Here is a 14972-nt window from a genome sequence, read left to right on the forward strand (position 1 = left end):
AGTCAGGTAGGAGCGGCGGCCCGTCCCCCGGTACCTGGGGCGGGCCGTCGGCCGTGTCAGTCCCGGCCCAGGAAAATCGGGTTCGTCATGGCCGCCATCGGCCCCGGCACCCCCGCTGTCGTCGCCGGATGCCGTACCTCGGCGCGTACGTAGGCGGCGTTGGCCGGGGTGGTGTGCCACGTGGTGGCTTCCGTGGCGGGGGTGGTGAAGCGTTGGCCCTGGTCGGTGAGGAGGCGGATGGTGCTGTCGGGTGGGGCGCCGGTTACGGCGAGGCGGATGGTGACGGGGGTTGAGGGGGATACGGGGAGGCGGTCGCCGATGGCGGCGTGTTCGCCCTTGGGGCCGGTGGCGGTGAAGGTGAGGGTGAGGGCGGCGGATTCGGCGAGGTAGGTGTGGCCCTTGCGGACGCCGGTGAGGATCGCGTCGCGGGTCAGGTCGTCGGCGAGGACGACGGTCTGGGGGAGGCCGATGACGTCCGGGTCGCGGTGGGCGTCGCTGTGGCCGACGGCGGGGAGGAAGCGGCCCCGGCCGTGGGTGTGCGCCACGAGGGCGTTGTCCCATTCGGCGACGGCCACCTCGTCGTCCAGGGTGAAGGGGCCGTTCCAGACCTCGACCGCGTCCGCCTCCTCGTAGCCGAACTTCCAATTGCAGCCGATGCAGGTGGCGTGCGGGTGGGCCGGGATGACGAGGCCGCCCGCGCGGTGGACGCGGCGGGCGAAGCGGCCGAAGACGGCGTCGCGGGCCCGGTAGCGCCAGTCGATGAAGACGCCGGGGTCGGTGCCCATCGCCACCACGTGGCCGTTGCGGGTGGTGACCTCCTCGCCGGTGAGGATGAGCAGGTCGTCGCCCCAGAGCCCTTCCCACGCCCGGTGCGAGGAGGTGGTGTTGTGCTCGGTGGTGGTGATGAAGTCCAGGCCGGCGGCGCGGGCGAGGGCGGCGATCTGGGCAGGGGTGCGCTTGCCGTCGGAGTGGACGGAGTGGAGGTGGCTGTCGCCCCGGTACCAGGAACGGCCGCGGCCCTTGGCGCGTTGGGGAGGGTAGGAGGGGACGGGCGGGGCGGAAGGGGGGCCGTATCGGAGGGTGATGGTCACTTCGTAGGTGAGGCCCTGCGGGGCGACGGTGTACGGGCCGAGGGCGATGTGCCAGGTGCCGGGGTTGAGAGGGCCGGGCAGATAGCCGGGCGTGGCGTCGTCGGCGCGCAGGAAGAACTCCGTACGGGCGCCGCCCGACCAGCCGCGGAAGCCGCGTCCGCCGAGGTCCGTGCCGCGTTCGTCGAAGATGCCGATGTCGCAGGCGTTGCCCGGGGTGCCGGGCGGGGTGGCGGGGCGGTCGTAGGTGTAGGAGACGGCGATCTCGCGTACGCCGTCGGGGATTTCGACGGGGAGGTAGACGTAGTCGGGGGCGCCGGTGGGGAGGTGTCCGGTGACCTTGCGCGTCTCCGTACGGCGGGCCTCGCCGGTCCGGCCGCCGTCGCGGTCCGGCCCGCCACCGTTCTCGTCGGCCGCAGCGAAGCTCACACCGTTCAACGTAAGCGCCGCGGCGGCTCCCGTCACCAGGAGCGTGCGGCGACCGACGGGGCCGCTGGTTCTGTCGTCGTCGCACATGGGGCATCACTCCCGGACAGGCGTGGCGAAACCGGCGTACGGAAACTCTCGTATTGAGTCGTGAACGGGCGGACAAGGGAAGGGGGCCGGACAGAAACGCTCTCGTGTGGCGCACCGCGTGGCGTGTTCCGCGGCCACCGCACCGGCGCCTCATGGACGCTGCCCCTTCCCGGCGGTAGGAAGGGAGCACTGCCGACGCGGAGGTACGCCCAGTATGCGGATCTCGACCACCATCTTCCTGACCGACGAGACGGTCCGGCCCGACCGGCTGGCCCGGGAACTGGAGCAGCGGGGTTTCGCCGGGCTCTACCTCCCGGAGCACACACACATTCCGGCCGCCCGCGACACACCCGCCCCGATGGGCGAGCCGCTGCCCCGCGAGTACGGGCGCACCCTCGACCCGTTCGTGGCCCTGGGGCAGGCCGCCGCCGTCACCGAACGGCTGACGGTCGCCACCGGCGTCACCCTTGTCGCCCAGCACGACCCGATCGTCCTGGCCAAGCAGGTCGCCACGCTGGACTTCCTCTCGGGCGGGCGGTTCACGTTCGGGGTGGGCTACGGCTGGAACGTGGAGGAGGCGGCGGACCACGGGGTCGAGTGGTCCTCGCGGCGCGCGCTGGTGCGGGAGCGGATGCTGCTGATGCGTGCCCTGTGGGCGGAGGAGCCGACGGCGTACGAGGGCCGGTTCGCTTCCGTACGGGCCAGTCTGGCGCATCCGAAGCCGGTCAAGGGCGCGCCGCGCACGCTGCTCGGCGGCGCGCCGGGGCCGCGGCTCTTCGCGGGCATCGCGGAGTACGCGGACGGCTGGCTGCCGATCGGCGGCGCGGGCCTGGCGGAGGCGCTGCCGGCGCTGCGGCAGGCGTGGGCGGACGCGGGCCGGGACGGCGCGCCGGTGGTGGTGCCGTACGCGGTGCAGCCGTCGGCCGGGAAGCTGGCGCGGCTGCGGGACTTGGGGGTGGAGGAGGTCGTCGTGGGGCTGCCGTCGGCGGGGGAGGCGGAGGTACTACGGACGCTGGACGAGTACGCGCAGTATTTGTGAGGGGCGGCAGGGGCGGCCGGTCACTCGGCGAGGGCGGCACGGCCGGGCGGGTACGCCTCCGTACAGGGCCTACGGCCCCCGCACACGGTCGTACCGCCCCCGCCCAGGCTGCCCGCCCGCGGCCCGGAGGGAACCTCCGCATGAAGTGATCAGTGGCACACCGTCGCAGGCCGTCCGGTCGGCGGCACTGTCGGTGGTCGCTCGTATGCTCGTTGGATGACTAGCAGCGCGCAGGTACCCGGACAGGGGACGGACCGGGCGGTCCCCACCGGCACGCCCTCTCCCGCCACCGCCCCCACCGCCAACGCCATGCGCCGCGCCCTCAAGCGCGCCCGTGACGGCGTCGCGCTCGACGTCGGGGAGGCCGCGGTGCTGCTCCAGGCGCGCGGCGACGACCTGCGCGACCTGTGCGCGTCCGCGGCCCGGGTGCGCGACGCCGGCCTGGCGGCCGCCGGGCGGCCCGGTGTCATCACGTACTCCAAAAGCGTGTTCATCCCGCTCACCCGCCTGTGCCGCGACAAGTGCCACTACTGCACGTTCGTCACCGTGCCCGGCAAGCTGCGCCGCGCCGGCCACGGCATGTTCATGTCCCCCGACGAGGTGCTGGACATCGCCCGCCGCGGCGCCGAACTGGGCTGCAAGGAAGCGCTGATCACGCTCGGCGACAAGCCGGAGGACCGCTGGCCCGAGGCGCGCGAGTGGCTGGAGGCCGAGGGGTACGACTCCACGATCGCGTACGTACGCTCCATCGCGATCCGCATCCTGGAGGAGACCGGGCTGCTGCCCCACCTGAATCCGGGCGTGCTGTCCTGGACGGACTTCCAGACGCTGAAGCCCGTCGCCCCCTCGATGGGCATGATGCTGGAGACCACCGCCGAGCGCCTGTGGAGCGAGCCCGGCGGCCCGCACCACGGCTCGCCGGACAAGGAGCCGGCCGTACGGCTGCGCGTCCTGGAGGACGCCGGGCGCTCCAACGTGCCGTTCACGTCCGGCCTGCTCATCGGCATCGGCGAGACGTACGAGGAGCGCGCCGAGTCGCTGTTCGCGCTGCGCAAGGTGCAGCGCGCCTACCACGGCATCCAGGAAGTCATCGTGCAGAACTTCCGCGCCAAGCCGGACACGGCGATGCGCGGCATGCCCGACGCCGAGCTGGAGGACCTGGCCGCCACCGTCGCCGTCGCCCGGCACATCCTCGGCCCGTCCGGCTGTATCCAGGCGCCGCCCAACCTCGTCGACTCCGAGTACGCGCTGCTCATCGAGGCGGGCATCGACGACTGGGGCGGCGTCTCCCCGGTGACGCCCGACCACGTCAACCCCGAGCGGCCGTGGCCCCGGATCGAGGAGCTGGCCGAGAAGTCCGCCGCCGCGGGCTTCGAGCTGCGCGAGCGGCTCGCCGTCTACCCGGAGTACGTCGAGCGCGGCGAACCCTGGCTCGACCCGCGCCTGCTGCCGCACGTCCGGGCCCTGGCCGACCCGGAGACCGGGCTGGCCCGCCCGGACGCCAAGGTCGAGGGCCGCCCCTGGCAGGAGCCCGACGAGGGCTTCTCGATGGCCTCCTCGGGCCGTACGGACCTGCACCGCACCATCGACACGGACGGCCGCACCAGCGACCGCCGCAACGACTTCGACGAGGTGTACGGCGACTGGGAAGCGCTGCGCGAGGCCGCCGCGCCCGGTATGGCGCCCGAGCGCATCGACACGGACGTCCGCGCCGCCCTGGCGCAGGCCGCCGACGACCCCACCAAGCTCACCGACGCCGAGGCGCTGGCCCTGCTGCACGCCGACGGCCCCGCGCTGGACGCGCTGTGCGGCATCGCGGACGACCTGCGCCGCGCGACGGTCGGCGACGACGTCACGTACATCGTCACCCGCAACATCAACTTCACCAACGTCTGCTACACCGGCTGCCGCTTCTGCGCCTTCGCCCAGCGCCGTACGGACGCCGACGCCTACACCCTCTCCCTCTCCCAGGTCGCCGACCGTGCCCAGCAGGCGTGGGACGTCGGCGCGGTCGAGGTGTGCATGCAGGGGGGCATCCACCCCGACCTGCCCGGCACCGCGTACTTCGACATCGCGCGCGCCGTCAAGGAACGCGTCCCCGGGATGCATGTCCACGCCTTCTCGCCGATGGAGGTCGTCAACGGCGCGACCCGCACCGGCCTGTCCATCCGCGAGTGGCTGAGCGAGGCCAAGGCCGCCGGCCTGGACAGCATCCCCGGCACCGCCGCCGAGATCCTCGACGACGAGGTCCGCTGGGTGCTGACCAAGGGCAAGCTGCCCACCGCCACCTGGGTCGAGGTCATCAAGACCGCCCACGAGCTGGGCATCCGCTCGTCCTCCACGATGATGTACGGCCATGTCGACCAGCCCCGGCACTGGCTCGGCCATCTGCGGCTGCTCGCCGAGATCCAGCAGGAGACCGGCGGGTTCACGGAGTTCGTGACGCTGCCGTTCATCCACACCAACGCGCCCGTCTACCTGGCCGGCATCGCCCGCCCGGGCCCCACCACCCGCGACAACCGCGCCGTGACGGCCATGGCCCGCGTCCTGCTCCACCCGCACATCCCCAACATCCAGACCAGTTGGGTCAAACTGGGCACCGAAGGCGCCGCCGAGATGCTCCGCTCCGGGGCCAACGACCTCGGCGGCACCCTGATGGAGGAGACCATCTCCCGGATGGCGGGCTCCAGTTACGGCTCGTACCGGTCCATCCAGGACCTGATCGCCATTGCGGACGCCGCGGGCCGCCCGTCGCGCGCCCGCACGACGCTGTACGGGCCGGTGGCCGCGGAGCGGGAGGCGGCGGCGCTGGCGTCGGACGGGCATCTGCCGGAGTTGCTGCCGGTGGTGGAGTAAGGGGGAGGCCGGGCGCGGCCGCCTCCCGCTACGGTTACCTCCCACAGCCCGCCGGGGGAGTGCGGGCCCGGGAGGTGAGCGGTGGACCGCAGGCGGCTCTCGCGCCAGGAACTGATCCGCGCCCGGAGCGGGACCGGGTTCGTCGGCCGCGAGGGCGAACTGTCGGCCTTCCGGGCCAATCTCGCCCGGGACCCGGCCGACCCGGATTTCCGGTTCCTGCACCACGTACGCGGTCAGGCGGGTGTCGGCAAGACGTCCCTCGTCCAGCGTTTCGAAGAAGAGGCGCGTGAGTACGGGGCGCTCACCGTGTACGTGGACGAGTCGGTGCACGGTGTCCCGGAGGCGATGGCCGAGATCAGCGCCCGGCTGGCCCGCCAGGGCAGCCCGCTGAAAGCTTTCGACAAGCTGCTGGCCACCTACCGGCAGCGACGGCAGGAGGCGGAGGCGGCGCTGGCCGGGCCGGACGAACCGGCCGCCGAGGCGCCGCCCTCGGCCGGCAGCCTGATCGTCGCCAGGGCGGGGGTGGCGGGCATCGGCCTGCTCCCGGGCGTCGGCCCCTTCGCCGGCGCGGTCGACGCCACCCAGGTCGCCCGCGGCACCGACCGGCTGCGCAGCCGGCTCGGCGCCCGGCTGCGCAACCACGACGACGTCGAGCTGGTCCTGTCCCCGGTCGAGGTGCTGACCCCGGTCTTCGTACGGGAGCTGAACGACGCCGCCGACGCCGTGCCCGTCCTGGCGCTCTTCTTCGACACGTACGAGGCGACCGGCCCGCTCCTGGACACCTGGCTGCGCGACCTCCTCTTCAGCGACCGCTACGGCCCGCTCGCGCAGAACGTCATGGTCACCCTCTCCGGCCGGGACGCACTGGACCGGGGCTGCTGGGCCGACCACCTCGAACACGTCACCGACGTACCGCTCGACGCCTTCACGGAGGCCGAGGCCCGCCGGTTGCTGTCGGCCCGGAACGTCACCGACGCGGAGACCGTCGACGTGATCCTGCGGCTGACCGGCCGCCTGCCGGTCCTGGTGTCCACCCTCGCCGAGAACCGGCCGCACGCGGCGGAGGCCGTCGACGACCCCAGCGACACCGCCGTCGAACGCTTCCTGAAGTGGGAGACCGACCCGGTACGCAGGGAAGCCGCGCTGGCCGCCGCCCTGCCGCGCCACCTGGACGAGGACGTGTACCGGGAAACGGTGGACGCGGCGGCCGCCGGCCACTTCGGGTGGCTGTGCACGCTGCCGTTCGTCTCCGGTCGCGGGGACCGGTGGCAGTACCACGAGGTGGTCCGTACGGCGATGCTGCGCCTCCAGCGCCGCCGCTCGCCGCGCGCCTGGGCCGCACGGCACGGGCGGCTGGCGGAGGCGGCACGGCGGTGGCAGGCGGAGTGCGCGGGCGACCGGAGCCCGGCCGAGTGCCGGTGGGACGCACGGTGGCGGGAGCTGCGCGCGCGGGAGGTCTACCACGCGCTGTGCGCCGATCCGCGGACGGCGCTGCCCGAGGCACTGTCCGAGGTCGTGACCACGGCCGAGCACGCCCCCGCCGGCGTACGGCTGGTCGCGCAGACCGTCCGGCAGGCGGGGGAGGACGGGGACGCGGCCGGGGTACGCCGCTGGGGCGAGCGGCTGACGGACGCCCTCGACGGACCGGACGGCCTGGAGCGGGCCCTGACGGCGCTGCTCGCCCGGCCCGGCCTCGGCACGCCGGAACAGTTGGCGATCCACCACGTACGCGGCCGCGAACGCCGGATGGCGCAGCGCTGGCGGGAAGCGCTCGCCGACTTCGACCGGTGCCTGGAGCTGGCACCGGACGACGTACGGGCATGGACCGGCCGCGGCCTGACGCACCGCTACCGGCGCGACTTCGAGCGCGCCGCCGAGGATTTCACCCGCGCCCTGGACCTGGACCCGGGCAGCGTGGCCGCGGCGTTCCACCTGGGCGAGACCAACCGGCTCATGGGACGCCACGAGCAGGCGCTGACGGTGCTCGACCGTACGCTGGAACTGGACCCGCGGCACGTGTCCGCCCACGGCAGCCGCGCCGTCTGCCTGCGGCACCTGGGGCGTTACGAAGCGGCGCTGACGGGGCTGGAGCGCGCCGTCGAGATGCGTCCCGACTACGCCTGGGCGATGGCCGAGCGGGGCATGACCTATCGGGCCATGGGCCGTTTCACGGAGGCGCTGGCGGAGTTCGACCGTGCGCTGGCCGTCAACCCGGCGTACGGCTGGGCCTCCGGAGCCCGGGGGCGGGTCGCGCTCCTCTCGGGGCGGCTCGCGGAAGCGGTGGCGGACTTCGACCGGGCGGCCGCCCTCGGAACGGTCGACCCCTGGCTCTTCGCCCGCCGCGCCAGGGCGAACGAGCTGCGGGGCGCGGAGACCGAAGCGCTCGCCGACTACGGCCGGGCCGCCGAGCCGGACGTGCCGGACGGCCCCCGGGCCGTCTTCCTGGCGGCACGCGCCGGATGCCTGCGCCGGGCGGGACGACTGGACGCGGCACGCGAAGCGGTCGAGGCCGCCACGGCCCTCGCGCCGGACGAACTGTCGGTGCGGTACGAGGCCGCGCTCCTCACCTGCGCCGTACGCGGGCCACGGGCCGCCGTGCCCGCCTGGGAGGCACTACGGGACGCGGAGTCCCGGCCGCCGGACGACGACGCCTTCACCGACCCCGCCGTGGCCGCCGTCGTCAGCCGCTGCGCCCTGGCCGACTGGGCCGGTGCCCAGGCCGTGCTCACCGGCCTGCTGCGCGACGGCACGCCCTGGGAGCGGCTGGCCGAAGCGGAGTTCGGGCTGCGGGAGCTGGCTGGGCTGCGGGAGTCGGCCGGGCTGTGGGAGCCGGTCGGGCTGCGGCCGGGCCTGGACGCGGCGGGTACGGACCGCTTGGCCGCGCTCCGTCGCGTACTCCTGGAGCGGATGGCCGAAGTGGGCCCCGACCCTTCATGACCGGCCCGTAGACCCTCGCCCGTCCGCCGTCAGGCCCTCATCCGTCTCCCGGTCAGGCCCTCACCCGTCCGCCGTCAGCCCCTCACCCGTCCCCCGTCTCCGCCTCCGCCTCGTGCTGGAGGATGCACTGCTGCCACTGCGCCAGTGCTTCCGCGCGGTCGCCGCCGGTGTCCTCGGCGGCGGAGATGAGGGCGTCGGCGGCCATCGCGGCCAGCCGGACGGTGATCTGGCACACGTCACGCTGGGAGAGCGGCCGGAGGAGTTCCACGGCGCCGTCGCTGTCACCGGCCAGGGCGCAGGCCACGGTGGCCATGGCGGTGCGGTCCCACTCGAAGTCGGGCATGAAGGAAGCATTCCCCCCGCACGCCGGACGTATGGCCTCGGTACGCAGGGGGCACGACTGTGCTGATCGGGACCGTAGTGATCAAAAGCCTCCGGTGGGGTGACTGTTCGCATAGCGTTCCTTGCCCGGAGTTGGCCGTTCTTGGTCGATTACAGTGCTGCGACAGGGGGGCGTAAGGACCCCGTAAGGGAAGTGGTGGGCCACGGGGAGGGACGAGCGTGAGTACAGCGGCAGGCGGTACGGCCATCTGGGGCCGCGCCGAACAGCAGGACTTCCGCAGCCGGGTACGCGGCTGCCTGCTGGGCGGGGCGATCGGTGACGCACTCGGCGCCGGCATCGAGTTCAGCTCGCTGGACGCGATCCGCGAGGCCCACGGCCAGGACGGCGTGACGGACTACGTACCGGCCTTCGGGCGGCGCGGCACGGTCACCGACGACACCCAGATGACGCTGTTCACCGTCGACGGACTGATCCGCGCCCAGGTACGGCGCGACACCGGCGCCTGGCACCCGCCCACCGACGTGCACCGCGCGTACCTGCGCTGGGCCGCCACCCAGCGCGACTGGGGCCCCGACGAACGCAAGAAGGACGACGGCTGGCTGGCGCGCGAGGAGTGGCTGTACGCGCAGCGGGCGCCCGGCCGGGCCTGCCTGTCCGGCCTCGGCGACGACGTGATGGGAACGCTGGAACAGCCCAAGAACCCGGAATCCAAGGGCTGCGGCGCGGTCATGCGGTCGGCGCCCTTCGGGCTGCTGGTCGGCTGGGAACCGCAACTGGTCTTCCAGCTCGCCGTCGAGTGCGCCGCCCAGACGCACGGCCACCCGACCGGCTACCTCGCGGCCGGCGCCATGGCGGTGATCAACCACTCGCTGGCCCGGGGTGAGGACCTGGACAGCGCCGTACAGAAGTCCCTGGCCCACCTGGCCACCCGGCCGGACCACGAGGAGACCACCGAGGCGCTCAAGCAGGCGCTGGGCGCCGTACGGCAGGGCATGCCCACGGCCGCCCGCGTGGAGTCGCTCGGCGCGGGCTGGACGGCCGAGGAGGCCCTGGCGATCGGCGTGTACTGCGCACTGGTCGCCGAGGATGTCCGGCACGGGCTGCTGCTGGCGGTCAACCACGGCGGCGACAGCGACTCCACCGGCGCCATCTGCGGCAATCTCCTGGGCACCCTGCACGGCGAGACGGCACTGCCGCCCGTGTGGCTGGCCGAGGTGGAGGGCCGCGCGACGATCCTGCAACTCGCCGACGACTTCGCCATGGAGATGACCCAGGGCCCGGCCCTGCACGGACCGGGCAACTCCGCGCCGGGGTGGCTGGAGCGGTATCCGCGGGCTTGAGGGGGGGCGGCGCGGCTGCGGGGCGGGGGCGTGATGCTTGGTCGCGGGGCGGACGTACGTCGGGCTGCGGCGGCACCGTGGGCGCGAACCGCGCTTCTACCGGGGCGAATCGAACGCCCACATCCCCCCAGCAGGGGGTTACCCAGGGGCGGCGCGCCGGAACCGTGCCGCCCGCCCCACCGGATCCCGTCCGCACCATTAGGCCCCGCCCCGTCCCACCCCGCCCTGCCCCCATCCCTCCCGCCCCTCCCACCCCAACCGCACCGCCACGAACTCACGCCCCCACCACCCCCGTTCGCAATGTCCCGCTTTGGGGTGGCCTTGGTCGACAAACCCGCCCCGGGCATGCGAGAACAGCCCAGGGGGCCGCAGGCGGTGCGTGCCGCAGCCGTACGAGGGGGAGAGAGATCATGGGCCGCTACCTGCTGCGCAGGCTGGCCGGTTACCTCGTCCTGGTGGCCGTGGCGGCGTCCCTGACGTACTTCCTCGCCGGGCTGAGCCTGAACCCGCGGGCCCGGTTCGAGAACCACAACCCGCCGCTGCCCGAGGCCGCCGTCACCCGCACCCTCGACGACGTCAACATGAACCCGGACACCCCGGTGGCGGTCCGCTTCGCGCGCTGGGCCGGTGACGTCGTCCACGGCGACCTCGGCCGGACCCTCTCCGGCGACTCGCTCAACGACGACTTCGGCCGCCGGGTCGGTGTCAGCACCCGGCTGCTGCTCCTGGCCACCTTCGCCGGCTCGGCGCTCGGCGTCGCCGTCGGCGCGTACGGCGCGATCCGCCAGTACCGGTTCTTCGACCGGTTCTCCACCCTCGCCTCGTTCTTCGTCCTGGCCATGCCGGTGTTCGTGGTCGGCGTCGCCCTGAAGATCGGCGCCACCGCCCTCAACGACGGAACGCAGACGATCAAAGTCCTCGGCGAGTACGACGCGCAGTACGCCGGCCGGTGGGACCCCGCCGCCCTGTTCAACCGGGCCCAGCACATGCTGCTGCCCGCCCTGACCCTGATCATCGTGCAGGTCGCCCTCTACAGCCGCTACCAGCGCAACACCATGCTCGACGTGCTCGGCGCCGACTTCCTGCGTACCGCGCGCGCCAAGGGACTGCGCCGCCGCACCGCCTTGTTACGGCACGGGCTGCGCACGGCCGTCCTGCCGGTGGTCCCGCTGCTGGTCTACAACATCGTGCTGCTCTTCGCCGGTGCCACCTTCGTCGAGAAGACCTTCGGCTGGCACGGCATGGGCGAACTGCTCGTCGACTCGGTCGCCGGCCAGGACGTCAACGCAGTCGCTGCGGTGGGACTGTTCACCGCCGTACTGGTGCTGGCCGCGGGACTGCTCTCGGACCTCCTGTACGCGGCCCTGGACCCCCGCGTAAGGGTGCGGTGATGCGTACCGCACCCGGCGGCCGTACGCCGTCGTCCCGCCGCGCGCCGTGGTCCCGCCGTACACCGTCGCCCGGCCGCGCGCCATCGCCCCGCCGTACGGCATCGCCCCGCCGTACACCGTGGTCCGGCCGTACCCGTACCCCACGGTCCGCCCGCCCGCCCCGTGACCAGCACCCGTCCCGCGCCCGCCTCACCGCGCGCCGCTTCGCGCGCAACCGGCTCGCCGTGGCCGGGCTGGCGCTGCTCGTCCTCCTCTTCCTCGCCGCGTACGCCGGCCCGCTGCTGACCCCCTGGGACCACCGCACCCACGACTTCCTCAACTTCCTCTCCGGACCGTCCGCCGAACACTGGTGGGGCACCACCCAGAGCGGCCTGGACCTGTACGCGCTCACCCTGCGCGGACTCCAGAAGTCCCTGGTCATCGGCATCCTCGTGGGAGTGGTCTCGACTCTCCTGTCGGCCGTGGTGGGCGCTTTCGCCGGGTACTTCGGCGGCTGGACCGACCGCGTCCTGACGGGCGCCGTCGACCTGCTGCTGGTGATGCCCGCGTTCCTGGTCGTCGCCGTCCTGTCGCCGCTGGTCCGCGGCTCCGGCTGGCCGGTCTTCGTCGTGCTGCTGGCCGCCTTCAGTTGGATGATCACCGGGCGGGTGGTGCGCAGTGTGACGCTCACGCTCAAGGACCGCGAGTACGTCAAGGCGGCCCGCTACATGGGCGTACCGGGGCCGGTGATCGTCTTCCGGCACATCCTGCCCAACATGGCCTCCCTGCTGATCATCGACGCGGTCATCCAGGCCGGGGCCGCGGTCATCGGGGAGAGCGGCCTGTCGTACTTCGGGTTCGGGGTGCAGCCGCCGGACGTGTCGCTCGGCACGGTCATCGCCGACAACACCAACATGGCCGCGAGTTACCCGTGGCTGTTCTTCTTCCCCGCCGGGTGCCTGGTGCTCATCGGCGTCTCCCTCGCCTTCATCGGCGACGGACTGCGGGACGCGTTGGACCCCGACTCGGCGGCGGCGCAGGCGCGCGCCAAGAAGCGTGGGAAGCGCGCCGCCATGGAAGGCCGCCGCCGGTGACCGGACAGCGCGCCACCGCCCCGGAGCCGGCGGCCGCCCGCCCCGCCCTCCAGGTGACGGACCTGCACGTCACCTTCCCCGGCGAACACGGCCCCGTACACGCCGTACGCGGTCTGAGCTACGCCGTACGGCCAGGCGAGGTGCTCGGCATCGTCGGGGAGTCCGGCTCGGGCAAGTCCGCCGCCGCCCAGGCCGTCCTCGGACTGCTGCCGGACGGCACCGCCGTACGCGGCTCCGTCGAACTGGACGGCCGGGAACTGCTCGGACTCGGCGACGCCGCGCTGTCCAGGATCCGCGGCAACGGCATCAGCATGGTCTTCCAGGACCCGCTGTCCGCCCTCACGCCCGTCTACAGCATCGGCAGCCAGCTCGTCGAGGCGCTCCGGGTCCACCAGGACCTGAGCCGCAAGGCCGCACGGGACCGCGCCGTCGAACTCCTCGCCCTCGTCGGCATCCCCGACCCTCGGCGCCGCGCCGACGCCTTCCCGCACGAGTTCTCCGGCGGGATGCGGCAGCGCGCGGTGATCGCCATGGCCATCGCCAACGAACCGAGGGTGATCGTCGCGGACGAGCCGACCACCGCGCTCGACGTCACCGTCCAGGCGCAGATCCTGGACGTCCTGCGGACCGCCAGGGAGGTGACCGGCGCCGCGATCGTCCTGATCACCCACGACCTGGGGGTGGTCGCGGGGTTCGCGGACCGGGTGCAGGTCATGTACGCGGGCCGGCCCGTGGAGGCCGGTACGGTCGACGCGATCTACTACCGGCCCCGGATGCCGTACACCATCGGCCTGTTGGGCGCGACGCCCCGCCTGGACGGGCCCACGGGCGTACCGCTGACCCCCGTACACGGCACCCCGCCGTCCCTGACGGCCCTGCCGCCCGGCTGCCCGTTCGCCCCGCGCTGCCCCGTCGCCGTCCCCCAGTGCCACGAGACGGAGCCCGACCCGGCCCCGGCGGTATCGACGGCCGTCACCCCATCCGCTGCGGTCGCCCCGGCCACGGCGGCTCCCGGCCATACCGCCGCCTGCCACCGCAGCGAGGAGATCGCCTCGGGGGCGCTGCCTCGGGCGGGGATCTTCGCGGGGGTCGGGGGGACGCCCTTTGGCGGGGACGGCACGCCCGCACCCCAAACCCATGCAGACCGCGCGCCTACGAGGGCAAATCGAACGCCCCGGACCCCCCAGCAGGGGGTTACCCAGGGGCCACGGCCCGGAACCACGCCACCCGCCCCGCAACCCGCCCCCTCGCCCCTGTCCACCCTCTCGCCCCGATCACCCCCTCGCCCAAGCCCCCCGTCCCACCCACCCCCCACCCCGCCATCCTCGAAGTCGAAGACCTCGTCAAGCACTACCCCCTCACCCGCGGCACCTTCGTCAAGCGCACGATCGGCGCCGTGCGGGCCGTGGACGGCATCAGCCTCGTCGTGCGGGAGGGGGAGACGCTCGCCCTGGTCGGTGAGTCGGGGTGCGGCAAGACCACCACCCTGATGGAGATCATGGACCTGGCGGCCGGGCAGGCGGGCACCGTCCGCCTCTTCGGACGGGACGTACGCGACCTGGACCGCGCCGCGCGCCGCGCCCTGCGCCGTGACCTCCAGATCGTCTTCCAGGACCCGACGGCCGCACTGGACCCCCGGATGCCCGCCGGCGACATCCTCGCCGAGCCGCTGCGCACCCACCGCTGGCCCAGGGACCGGATCGCCGCCCGGGTCCCCGAGCTGCTGGAGACGGTCGGCCTGGCGGCCACGGACGCGGGCCGCTACCCGCGCGAGTTCAGCGGCGGCCAGCGCCAGCGCATCGCCGTCGCGCGCGCCCTGGCGCTGGAGCCACGGCTGCTGGTGCTGGACGAGCCGGTCTCCGCGCTCGACGTGTCCGTGCAGGCCGGTGTGCTGAACCTGCTGGACGAGCTGAAGGCGCGGCTCGGCCTGAGCTACCTGCTCGTCGCCCACGACCTGTCCGTCGTCCGGCACAGCGCCGACCGGATCGCGGTCATGTACCTGGGCCGCATCGTGGAAACGGGGGCCACCTCGGACGTGTTCGCGGCGCCGGCGCACCCGTACACCCGGGCTTTGCTGTCCGCCGTACCGCTGCCCGATCCGCGCAAGGAGCGGGCCAGGACCCGGATTCTGCTGCGCGGCGACCCGCCGAGCCCGGCGGACGTGCCGTCCGGCTGCCGGTTCCGCGGCCGCTGCCCGCTGTACGCGACGCTCGGCGCGCCGGAGCAGCGGCGCTGCGAGCAGCAGGACCCGCCCCCGGAGCCCGTCGGGCCCGGCCACGAGTCGGCCTGCCACTACGCGGGGCCCGGGACCGCGGGGCACGGGCCGGTCACACCGCCCACAGGAGGCTGAAGAACACCTCCCGCACCACGCCCTCCCTGTGTTTCCGTC

At 73.7% G+C, this 14972-nt stretch carries 8 protein-coding genes and 1 pseudogene; 7 read left to right on the top strand and 2 right to left on the bottom strand.

All coding sequences use genetic code 11. The features are described 5' to 3' along the window. Window positions 1-56: 56 nt before the first annotated feature. The gene (locus tag EJG53_RS23470) at window positions 57-1604 is read right to left on the bottom strand and encodes a CehA/McbA family metallohydrolase (RefSeq protein WP_125046423.1); all 1548 of its coding nucleotides are present in this window, start codon (window positions 1602-1604) and stop codon (window positions 57-59) included. A gap of 214 nt (window positions 1605-1818) precedes the next feature. On the opposite strand from EJG53_RS23470, the gene EJG53_RS23475 reads away from it, so the two are divergent. The 3 genes from EJG53_RS23475 to EJG53_RS23485 all read left to right on the top strand — a co-directional run bounded on the left by EJG53_RS23475 (window position 1819) and on the right by EJG53_RS23485 (window position 8436). Next, window positions 1819-2643, top strand: coding sequence for a TIGR03619 family F420-dependent LLM class oxidoreductase (locus tag EJG53_RS23475; protein ID WP_125046424.1), 825 nt, complete (start codon window positions 1819-1821; stop codon window positions 2641-2643). Window positions 2644-2859: 216 nt separating this feature from the next. After that, window positions 2860-5499, top strand: coding sequence for a bifunctional FO biosynthesis protein CofGH (locus tag EJG53_RS23480; RefSeq protein ID WP_125046425.1), 2640 nt, complete (start codon window positions 2860-2862; stop codon window positions 5497-5499). 81 nt (window positions 5500-5580) lie between these two features. Beyond that, entirely contained in the window at window positions 5581-8436 is a 2856-nt protein-coding gene (locus tag EJG53_RS23485; RefSeq protein ID WP_125046426.1) for a tetratricopeptide repeat protein, read from the top strand. An 82-nt stretch (window positions 8437-8518) separates the two neighbouring features. Here EJG53_RS23485 and EJG53_RS23490 read toward each other — a convergent pair whose 3' ends face one another. Beyond that, complete coding sequence (locus EJG53_RS23490) at window positions 8519-8779, bottom strand: hypothetical protein (RefSeq protein WP_030021897.1); 261 nt, start codon at window positions 8777-8779, stop codon at window positions 8519-8521. A 218-nt stretch (window positions 8780-8997) separates the two neighbouring features. Here EJG53_RS23490 and EJG53_RS23495 point away from each other — a divergent pair, with 218 nt between their 5' ends. The 4 genes and pseudogenes from EJG53_RS23495 (at window position 8998) to EJG53_RS42685 (ending at window position 14933) form a co-directional block, all read left to right on the top strand. After that, window positions 8998-10119, top strand: coding sequence for an ADP-ribosylglycohydrolase family protein (locus tag EJG53_RS23495; protein WP_125046427.1), 1122 nt, complete (start codon window positions 8998-9000; stop codon window positions 10117-10119). Window positions 10120-10529: 410 nt separating this feature from the next. After that, complete coding sequence (locus EJG53_RS23500) at window positions 10530-11510, top strand: ABC transporter permease (protein ID WP_125046428.1); 981 nt, start codon at window positions 10530-10532, stop codon at window positions 11508-11510. Continuing rightward, window positions 11510-12583, top strand: coding sequence for an ABC transporter permease (locus EJG53_RS23505; RefSeq protein WP_125046429.1), 1074 nt, complete (start codon window positions 11510-11512; stop codon window positions 12581-12583). The genes EJG53_RS23500 and EJG53_RS23505 overlap by 1 nt, the downstream gene beginning before the upstream one ends. Beyond that, window positions 12580-14933 (top strand): annotated as a pseudogene (locus EJG53_RS42685) (ABC transporter ATP-binding protein). Before EJG53_RS23505 ends, EJG53_RS42685 begins: the two are co-directional and overlap by 4 nt. Window positions 14934-14972 lie beyond the last annotated feature (39 nt).

Source organism: Streptomyces chrestomyceticus JCM 4735 (assembly GCF_003865135.1).
Taxonomy (GTDB): Bacteria; Actinomycetota; Actinomycetes; order Streptomycetales; family Streptomycetaceae; genus Streptomyces; species Streptomyces chrestomyceticus.